This is a genomic window from Streptacidiphilus monticola (assembly GCF_042658505.1).
Lineage (GTDB): Bacteria > Actinomycetota > Actinomycetes > Streptomycetales > Streptomycetaceae > Streptacidiphilus > Streptacidiphilus monticola.
Genome location: NZ_JBHSQJ010000048.1, coordinates 63,466 through 72,285, shown reverse-complemented (window position 1 = coordinate 72,285; position 8,820 = coordinate 63,466). Strand labels below are relative to the sequence as shown.

General features: G+C 76.4%; 5 protein-coding genes and 1 pseudogene. 3 read left to right on the top strand and 3 right to left on the bottom strand.

Annotated elements, in window-relative coordinates:
• Positions 1-308 precede the first annotated feature (308 nt).
• Together ACFP3V_RS12775 and ACFP3V_RS12770 are read right to left on the bottom strand one after the other, a co-directional pair.
• Positions 309-1,268, bottom strand: coding sequence for a carbohydrate kinase family protein (locus tag ACFP3V_RS12775; RefSeq protein WP_380583088.1), 960 nt, complete (start codon positions 1,266-1,268; stop codon positions 309-311).
• Positions 1,269-1,335: 67 nt separating this feature from the next.
• Positions 1,336-2,349, bottom strand: coding sequence for a LacI family DNA-binding transcriptional regulator (locus ACFP3V_RS12770; RefSeq protein WP_380583087.1), 1,014 nt, complete (start codon positions 2,347-2,349; stop codon positions 1,336-1,338).
• Positions 2,350-2,516: 167 nt separating this feature from the next.
• Here ACFP3V_RS12770 and ACFP3V_RS12765 point away from each other — a divergent pair, with 167 nt between their 5' ends.
• The 3 genes from ACFP3V_RS12765 (at position 2,517) to ACFP3V_RS12755 (ending at position 7,127) form a co-directional block, all read left to right on the top strand.
• Positions 2,517-3,416, top strand: coding sequence for a TIGR01777 family oxidoreductase (locus ACFP3V_RS12765; RefSeq protein ID WP_380583086.1), 900 nt, complete (start codon positions 2,517-2,519; stop codon positions 3,414-3,416).
• Positions 3,417-4,014: 598 nt separating this feature from the next.
• Entirely contained in the window at positions 4,015-5,295 is a 1,281-nt protein-coding gene (locus ACFP3V_RS12760) for an FAD-dependent oxidoreductase (RefSeq protein WP_380583085.1), read from the top strand.
• Between the two features lie 83 nt (positions 5,296-5,378).
• On the top strand, positions 5,379-7,127 hold the full coding sequence (locus tag ACFP3V_RS12755; protein ID WP_380583084.1) for a PP2C family protein-serine/threonine phosphatase: 1,749 nt from the start codon (positions 5,379-5,381) through the stop codon (positions 7,125-7,127).
• Between the two features lie 745 nt (positions 7,128-7,872).
• On the opposite strand, the pseudogene ACFP3V_RS12750 reads toward ACFP3V_RS12755, so the two are convergent.
• Positions 7,873-8,820 (bottom strand): annotated as a pseudogene (locus tag ACFP3V_RS12750) (regulator); the annotation flags it as partial.

Sequence of the window (8,820 nt, the reverse complement as noted above, 5' to 3'; positions counted from 1 at the left end):
GTCATGCCCGCAGGGATCCCTTGGAATCGATCATCTAGGCGCCGCGTCGGTGAACCTTCGCCCCGCCGCGCGGCCAGCCACGGCGGCGCCAGGGCCTGTCCGGCGGACCTTTCCGGATCAGCCCGCGTCGTTCCCCACCCTTCGGGCGGGAGGTGCCCCAGGCGCGGCCAGGTCCAAGGCGGCGGAGCGCCCTCGTACTGGACGTACTCCGGCGTTTCGCCAACGCAGGGTGGGGTCACCTCCCCGCCGGAGGCTGGGGGAGGCCGTGTCAGGCGGCGCGGGCCCGGGAGGATCCGCAGGACAGGCTCTTAGGACCGGGAGGCGGTCGAGGCGCGCTCGGCCGCGAGCTCTGCTGCGAGCTCGGCTGCCGTCGGGGGGTTGGCGCCGGCGCGGGACACCGTGACCGCCGCCGCGGCCACGGCCCGCCGCAGGGCCGACTCCACCGCCGCGCCGTCGAGTTCGCGCCCCGCCAGGGCGTCCAGGGCCGCGGACATGAACGAGTCCCCCGCCCCCACCGTGTCGACCACGGTGGTGGGCACCGCGTCGGCGTGCAGCGAGCCCTCGGCCGTCACGGCGAAGGCGCCGTCGCCGCCGCGGGTGACGATGACGGCCCGCGGGCCGAGGGCCAACCACCGCGCCGCGGCCTCGGCGGCAGGCACGCCCGGGTAGAGCCACTCCAGGTCCTCGTCACTGGCCTTGACCAGATGGCTCAGCGCGACGCACTCCTCGACCGCCGCGATCCCGGCCTTCCGCTCCCCGAAGAGCGCGGGCCGCACGTTGGGGTCGTAGGAGACGGTGGCGCCGGACTCCCGCAGCGCGCGCAGGAGCCGGCGGGCCGCGGACGCTCCCGGTTCCATCACCGAGGCGATCGAGCCCAGGTGCACGTGCCGGGCCGATGGCAGGACGGGAGCCGTCGGCCCGTCCGGGTCGAGCGACCAGGCGACGGCGAACTCGTAGGAGGCGTGCCCGCGGCCGTCGAGGGAGACGATCGCCGTCGGCGTCGCCACCGGCTGACCGTCCGTCAGCACCCGTGCCCCCGCCCCCTCCAGGTGCCTCCGGACGAGCCGGCCCATCGGGTCGTCGCCGAGCTGCGTCAGCAGGGCGATCGGCCGGCCGAGGCGGGCCAGTCCGTAGGCGACGTTGGCCGGGCTGCCCCCGGCGTACGGGCGGTCCGCCTCCCCCGGGGTCCGCACGATGTCCGCGACGCACTCGCCGACGACGAGGAACTCGACCGGCCGGTCGGTGGGGGCTGGGGTCTGCTCGGGCATGCTGCGGGCTCCTGGGTCGCGGGTGGACGGTGGGGACGGGCGGGGGTGGGCCGGGTCTGACGGGCGGTCAGACGGAGGCGCGTTCGACCAGCGGGCAGTCGACGGTCACGGGTGCGTCGGGGACGGCCTCACCGGCCGTCAGGGCGGCCAGCAGGTCGACGCCCGCCGCGCCCATCGCCTCGAAGGGCAGGGCGACGGTGGTCAGCGCGGGTCGCAGGAAGGCCGCGATCAGCTCCTGGTCGTCGAAGCCGACGACCGCGACGTCCTCGGGGATGCGCAGGCCGCGTTCCTTGATCGCGTCGTAGGCGCCCATGGCCATCCGGTCGTTGCCGCAGAACAGCGCGGTCGGCCGGTCCTGCCGCGCGAGCAGGGCGGCCGCGGCGGCGTGGCCGCGCCGCGCGTCGCCGTAGCCGGGGACGACCAGCTGGGGGTCGGGGTCGATCCCGGCCTCCCGGAGCGCCTGCTCGTAACCGGCCCGGCGGCCGATGGAGGCCGGGATGGCCGGGTCGAGCGTGAGGAAGCCGATGCGTTCGTGGCCGGCGTCGAGCAGCCGCCGGGTGGCGCGGTGGCCGCCGGCGAACTCGTCCGGGATGACGCAGGGCAACTCGCCGTCCGCGTCGGTGCAGTTGACCAGCACCGTGGGCAACTCCCGTGCGGCGGGCGGGACCTGGACCGGGCGGTGCCAGGTCGTGGCGTAGAGCAGCCCCGCCACCCGCTGCTCCAGCAGTTTCTCCAGGGCCGCCGACTCCTGCTCCGGCTCGCCCCGCCCCGAGGCGATGAGCAGGAACCGGCGCTCGGACCAGGCCCGGTCCTGGGCGCCCTTGATGATGTCGACGGCGAAGGGCTCGGTGACGATCTCCGTGATCAGCCCGTACCAGTCGGTGCGCCGCCCGGCGAGGGCGCGCGCGCCGGCGTCCGGCCGGTAGCCCAACTCCTCGACGGCGTCCAGGATCCGGCGCCGCGTGGCCGCCGAAATGGCGGCTCCCTGACGGTTGTTCAGCACGAAGGAGACCGTCGTCCGGGAGACCCCGGCGTGGCGGGCGACGTGGTCCATGGTCACGCTCCGGGCTCGCTGCGCCATGGCTCCTCCGGGGCGGGCTGGGATGGGATGGGCGTGGCTCGGGCTTGGGTTGCGCGCGTTAGTAACGCGCGTTAGTACGGTGCCGCGAGCAACGTACGCGCGCTCGGGTGCGAGTGTCAACGGGGTCGGTCGGCGGGAAGCGGAACCCTGCTTGGTTGAATGGCGGCATGCGCATCGCAGTCACGGGTTCCTCGGGTCTCATCGGCTCCGCCCTGGTCCGCTCGCTCCTGGACGACGGCCACGAAGTGGTCCGCCTGGTCCGGCGGGCGCCGGAACCGCGGCGCGACGGCAGCGTGGAGGTGCGCTGGAACCCGCCGCTGCGGGCGGTGGACCGCAAGGGCCTAGAGGGCGTCGACGCGGCGGTCAACCTGGCGGGCGCGGGGGTGGGCGACCACCGGTGGACGGCGGCCTACAAGCAGCAGATCCGGGACAGCCGGCTGCTGGGCACCGCGACCCTGGCCGAGGCGCTGGCCTCGCTCCCCACGCCGCCCCGCGTCCTGGTCTCCGCCTCGGCGGTCGGCTGGTACGGGCAGACCGGCGACGCGGTGATCGACGAGTCGGCCCCGCCCGGGGACGACTTCCTGGCCCGGGTGTGCGTCGACTGGGAGTCCGCGACGGAGCCCGCGGAGCAGGCCGGCATCCGGGTGGCCCACGCCCGTACCGGCCTGGTGGTCGCCTCCGGCGGCGGCGCGTGGGGGAAGCTCTTCCCCCTGTTCCGGGTGGGCCTGGGCGGTCGGCTCGGCAACGGCCGCCAGTACTGGTGCTACATCTCGCTGCGCGACGAGATCGCCGCCCTGCGCCACCTGATCGACTCCGACGGCCTGTCCGGCCCCTTCAACCTCACCGCCCCGGTGCCGGTGACCCAGGCCGAGATCACCGAGGCGATGTCCCGCGTGCTGCGGCGCCCTGCCTTCGCCCACGTGCCGGAGTTCGCGCTCAAGGCCGTCCTGGGCGAGATGGCCGTCGAAGTCGTCGGCAGCCACCGCGTCGTCCCCAAACGCCTGTTGGACTCGGGCTTCCGCTTCGCCCACGCAACGATCGACGACGCGATCCGCGCCGCGCTCTAGCCGGCGCGCGCCGGCTCGACACCGGCCCCGCCGCGGCCCGGCCCGGGCGTCGGCGCGAGGGCCGGGGCCCGGCGCGAGGGCCCGGGGCTGCGCCGACTGGTGCGGTCGGGGTGCCCGTGGGGACGGCCAGGCGGGGGTGGGGGTCCGTCAACTGTGCTCGGGCCCAAGCCGCTTGGCGCGCAACTGTCGGGTGCGCGGCTGCGCGAACGTCTGTCCCCGGACCCAAACAGGGGGGTGGGGTACGGACCGGTCTCCTCAGGGGTGGAACGGCGTGGGGGCGCATGGGGGCACGGTGGGGCGCACTGTGGCGCGGATGGGGCCCGGGAGTGCGGTGGGGGCACGTGGGGCGTGAACTGCCGGGAATCCGCCGTCTGACCGGCGTCCTGACGGGGCATCACCTCAGGTACCGCCCGACCGCCGCCCGGCCATGGAGGGGAGCCGTCCCGTGCCCGCTGCGTCAGCGTCGTCATCTCCGTCACCTTCTCCGCTGCCCGGATCCCGCCCCGCGCCGGCGTCCGTCCCCGCGTCCGTCCCCGCGTCCGTCCCCGCGTCCGTGGACGCGCGGCGCGCGCGCTCGCCGCGCCCGCGGTCCGTCGACGTGGTCGTCGTGGGGGCCGGGCCGGCCGGGCTGACCGCGGCCCTCACGCTGACCGCGCACGGACTGCACACCACCGTTCTGGAGGCCACGGACCACCTGGGCGGGCGGGCCGCCGCCCAGCAGGTGGACGGCTTCCGGATCGCCCCCGGGATCCACCTCCTCGACTGCGGTCTGCCCGACCCGGCCGCCCGCCTGGACGGCGTCGAGCTGGTTCCGCTCTCCCGGGACGTCCTGGTCCACGCCGCCGGGCGGCGGCACCGGCTCGGCGCGCCCGCCACCGGCGCGGCCTCCGCACGCGGCACCCTCGCCGCGACCGCTCGCGACGGCGCCCGCGCCTGGGACCGTGCCCGGCTCGGCTCCGCCCTCGCGCGCCTCGGGGCCACGCCCGTCGACAAGCTGACGACCCGTCCGGAGACCACCGCGGCCCGGGCGCTCGCGCAGCGCGGCATCCCGCCGCGGACCGTCGAGACCTTCCTGCGGCCGCTGCTCGCCGCGCTGCTCGGCGACCCCGCCCTCGGGACCAGCAGCCGGGTCGCGGATCTGGTGCTGCGTGGCTACGCCCGCGACGGCCTGAGCCTGCCCGCCCAGGGGCTCGGCGCCGTCCCGTACGCCCTCGCCGCCCAACTACCGCCCGATACCGTCAAGTTGGGCGTCCGCGTGACGGCCGTCGCGATCGACGGCGTGGAGACCGAGCACCACGGCCGGATCCGGGCCCGTGCTGTCGTCGTCGCTGCCGAAGCCGCCGGTGCGGTCGAGCTGCTGCCGGGTCTGCACGAGCCGGCGCACCTGCCGGTCACCACGTACTACCACGCCGCCCCGGGCTCCCCGCTGGGCTCGCCGACCCTGCTGCTGGACGCGGACCGGGGCAGCTCCGTGGCGTACAGCCTGGTACTGAGCGACGTGCACCCCAGCTTCGCGCCCTCCGGGGCAGCGCTGGTGGCCACGACCGTGCTCGGCCACCGCAGCTGGGGCGCCGACGGGCCGACCGGGATCGAGCCCGCCCTCCGGCGCCGGCTGGGCGAGCTCTACCGCACCGACTGCTCCGGCTGGGAGCTGCTGACGGTCCGCCATGTCGCCGACGCCTTCCCGGCGATGCCCCCGCCGCACGTCCTCCAGCGCTCCGTCCGCCTGCTGCACGGGCTCTACGTCTGCGGCGACCATCGCGGCACGGGCACGTTGCGCGGCGCCACCGTGTCCGGGGCCCGGGCGGCGCAGGCCCTGCTGCGGGACTTCGGGCTGCCGGTCCAGGCGGTCCCGGCGACTGCGGGCATCGCCGCCTGAGCCATGCGGGCGGCACCCCCGCCCCGGCGCCGGCGCGGCGCGCCGCAATCCTCTCGAATGCCCTCGTTCTGCATATTGGGGACATGCCCACCGCTTCCGCCATGCCCGACCCCGACGACACGGGTCGGCCCGGCGGGGCCGAGTCCGCCGAGGACCGGACCGCGCGCCTGGAGCTCGAACACGAGGTCCGGGCGCTGCTGGAGCGGCAGGTGCGGCTGCTCGCCGAGCACAACCTGACCCTGCGGCCCGCCCCCGAGGCCGCCCTCCGCGTCGCCCCAGCGGCCGCAGCGCTGGCCGAGGCCCTCGCCGCCGAGCAGCCGAGCCTCAGCGAGCTCTTCGACGCCTTCCCGCTGCCGGCCGCGCTCTACACGCCGGTGCGTGACGCCCGTGGGGAGGTGGTGGACCTGGTCCGGGCGTCGTTCAACCCGGCCGCCTACGAGGACTCGCTCCGCCCGGACCTCACCTTCGACCAGGCGGGCCTGTCGGTCCGTCAGCTGACCGTCGCGGTACCGAGCCTTGCGGCGACCGGCGTGCTGGACGAGTGGCTGGAGGTGGTCCGCACCGGCCGCCCCGCCGCCGAGCGGGTCGTCTCCTGGTACCTGCCGCATGCCTCCGGCTGGCTGGAGCGGCGGGACGACCGGATCTGGGCGGTCCCCTGCGCGGGCATGGTGCTCGTGGTCTGGCAGCGCGCCAACCGCCCCGGCATGGCCCGCGAGGCACAACGCCTGGCCAAGGTGGGCTGGGGCGAGTGGGGCCTCGCGGACAACACCCTCTACCTCTCGCCGGGCCTGCGGGACCTGCTGGGCTTCCGCAAGGGCGACCCCGCGCCGAGCTACGAACGGCTGCTGCGCCGGCTGTCGCCGAGCTCGGCGCGGGTGCTGCGCGACGCGTTGGAGCGGCTGCTGGTCCACGGCGAGCCGGTGCAGGGCGAGTTGACGCTGCTGGTGGAGGGCAGCAACCGGGTGCTGCGCTTCGCGACCGAGCCGATGCGCCCCGGTCCCGACGCGCCGGTCGCGACGCTGCGGATGGTGGCCCACGACGTCAGCGACCTCGCCCGGGGCCGCCGCCGCCTGGCCGCGGCGGACGCGGCGCTGCAGGCGGAGCGCCGCCGGGCCGACGCCGAGGCGGAGATCGCGGAGCGGCTGCGGCGGGCGGTGCTGCCGGCGTCCCCCGCCGAGCTGGCCTCGGTGGGCCTGGATGTGGCGGCCGCCTACCGCCCCAGCGAACGCTGGTCCGGCGTCGGAGGCGACTGGTTCGGCACCCGGCTGCTGCCGGACGGGCGGGCGGTGATGGTGGTCGGGGACGCCCAGGGCCACGGGCTGGACGCGGTGGCCCTGATGGCGAAGCTGCGCAACGCGCTGGCCGGACTGACCTTCACCGGCAGCAGGGTAGAGCAACTGACGGGCTGGCTCAACGAGTTGGCCTACGACGACGGCATGGAGTCGACGGCCTCCGCGGTGATCGCCCGGTACCACCCGGAGCGGCGTCTGCTCCGCTGGACCTGTGCCGGTCACCCGGCCCCGGTGCTGGTCCGCGAGGGCCGGGCGCGCCTGCTCGAACCCTTCACCGGCCCGCCGCTCGGCGCGGTCCGCGCCTACGCGTACCCGGCCCGGGAGACCCTGCTCCGCCGCGGCGACGTGGTGCTGCTCGTCAGCGACGGCCTGGTGGACCGCAGGGACGTCGACATCGACACCCAACAGGCCCGCCTGCTGGAGGCGGCACGCCTCCACGCCCCCGACGGCCCCCAGGCCACCGTCACCGGCGTCCTGGACGCCCTGCTCACCCCCACCGCGGAGGACGACGCGACGGCACTGGCCTTCGCCGTCCTGTAACCCCCGCGCGGCGCGCGCCGTGGCCACCCCGAGCACCCGCCACGGCCCAACGGCCGGGCCACCGCGCCCCGAACGCCTGCCGCCCCGGCGGCCACGGCCCGGCAGAGCCCCCGGCGGCCACGGCTATGCGGAGCCCCGGCGGAGCCGGCACCCGCAGGTGGAGGCAGCCCCGGAGCGACCGGCCCGCAGCTGGCCACCCACCAGCACAAGAACGCGGCGCAGCGCGAACCAGCATCGCCCGCCCGACTCCTGACGAAGGATCACGGCGCCCGCCGCGCCCCAGCTGCCAGGCCGCGAGGGCGCGGACGGCCACCGCCCCTGGCGGGGCACGGCTCGGCGAGCCCCCGGCAGAGGCAACGCCCGCAGGTGCCCCCAGGGGCCGACCTGCACCCGGCGGGCCGGGCAGGAGAAGCGCACAGGCAACCCATGCCACCTGCTCGGCGCTTGACGAGGGATCAGGACTGCGACGCAGCCGCCATGCCGCCAGTGCATGGAGGGCAGCCGCCCCAGGCGGGCACGACGACGGAACCCCTGGCAGAGGCGAGATTCCCAGGCGCAGGCGCCCCGAGGAACCAGCCTGCAGTCGGCCGCGCCGGGCAGGACAACCGGGCGCTGCGCGAAGCAACATCACCCACCCGGTGCCTGACGAGGGGTCACCGCCTCGACGCAGCGCCTGGCGAGGGGCACCGCGCACGGCGCGGCGCAGCCGCTCGTCGCCGACTCGCCCGCCCGCCGCGCCGGGGCGTTACGCGCCCAGCAGGCCCGCGGCGCGGGCCTGGTCGTCGAAGGCGCGGGCGGCGGGGGTGCCGCGGTAGGGGGCGAGGCGGCGGGCGAAGTCCCGCAGGTACTCCGCGGCCCGGACGCTGCGCATCTCGGACGCGGCACGCAGCGCCTCCACCGCCGTGTTGCAGGCCTCCTCGACGTCGCCGACGCCGAGCCGGGCGGTGGCCAGCACGGTGCGGGTGAACAGCCGGGCCCGGGCGTTGGCCTGCGGCCGCAGCCGCAGCGAGCGCTCCGCGTACTGCAGTGCGGGACGCCACTGCTGCAGGTCGCGGTAGCAGTGCGCGAACTCGTCGGCGAGCTGGGCCTCGTCGAAGAACCGTGCCCAGCCCGGGAATTCGTCGCCCGGCCGGGCCGCCTGCAGGGCCCGCTCCGCGCGCACCAGCGAGGCCGCGGCGGACCTGGCGTCGCCCAGCAGGGCGTGTCCGCGCGCCTCCGCCGCGTGCATCAACGACTGCACCAGCACCGGGGCCGTCGCTCCGACGCCCTGCTGGGCGACCCGCCCCAACTGCACGGCCTCGCGGCCGTGTCCGAGGTAGACGGCCTGCCTGCTCATCGTCACCAGCACGTAGGCGCCGTACTGCCGGTCGTTGGCCGCTTGCGAGAGCCGGAGCGCCTGGACGAAGTAGCGCTGGGCCAGGCCGTGTGCGCCCATGTCGTAGGAGCACCAGCCGGCCAGCCGGGTCAGGTCCGCGACCGCGCCGAAGAGGGAGCGGCCCACGGCCTCGCCGTAGCGGCCGCGCAGCATCGGCTCGGCCTCGGACTCCAGGTAGCGGACCAGGGGTTGACGGGCGTGCCCGCCGCCGTAGGCGTTGTCGATGGCACGGAAGAGGTCGCCCACCGCGCGCAGCGCGGCGATGTCGCCGCGGCCGACCCGCTGCAGCCCACGCATCACCGCGGACTCCGGGCCCGT

Excerpts from the sequence above, each read along its gene's own strand:
- ACFP3V_RS12775 (WP_380583088.1), bottom strand. The coding sequence starts at position 1,268 with ATGCCCGAGCAGACCCCAGCCCCCACCGACCGGCCGGTCGAGTTCCTC.
- ACFP3V_RS12765 (WP_380583086.1), top strand. The coding sequence starts at position 2,517 with ATGCGCATCGCAGTCACGGGTTCCTCGGGTCTCATCGGCTCCGCCCTG.
- ACFP3V_RS12755 (WP_380583084.1), top strand. The coding sequence starts at position 5,379 with ATGCCCACCGCTTCCGCCATGCCCGACCCCGACGACACGGGTCGGCCC.
- ACFP3V_RS12770 (WP_380583087.1), bottom strand. The coding sequence starts at position 2,349 with ATGGCGCAGCGAGCCCGGAGCGTGACCATGGACCACGTCGCCCGCCAC.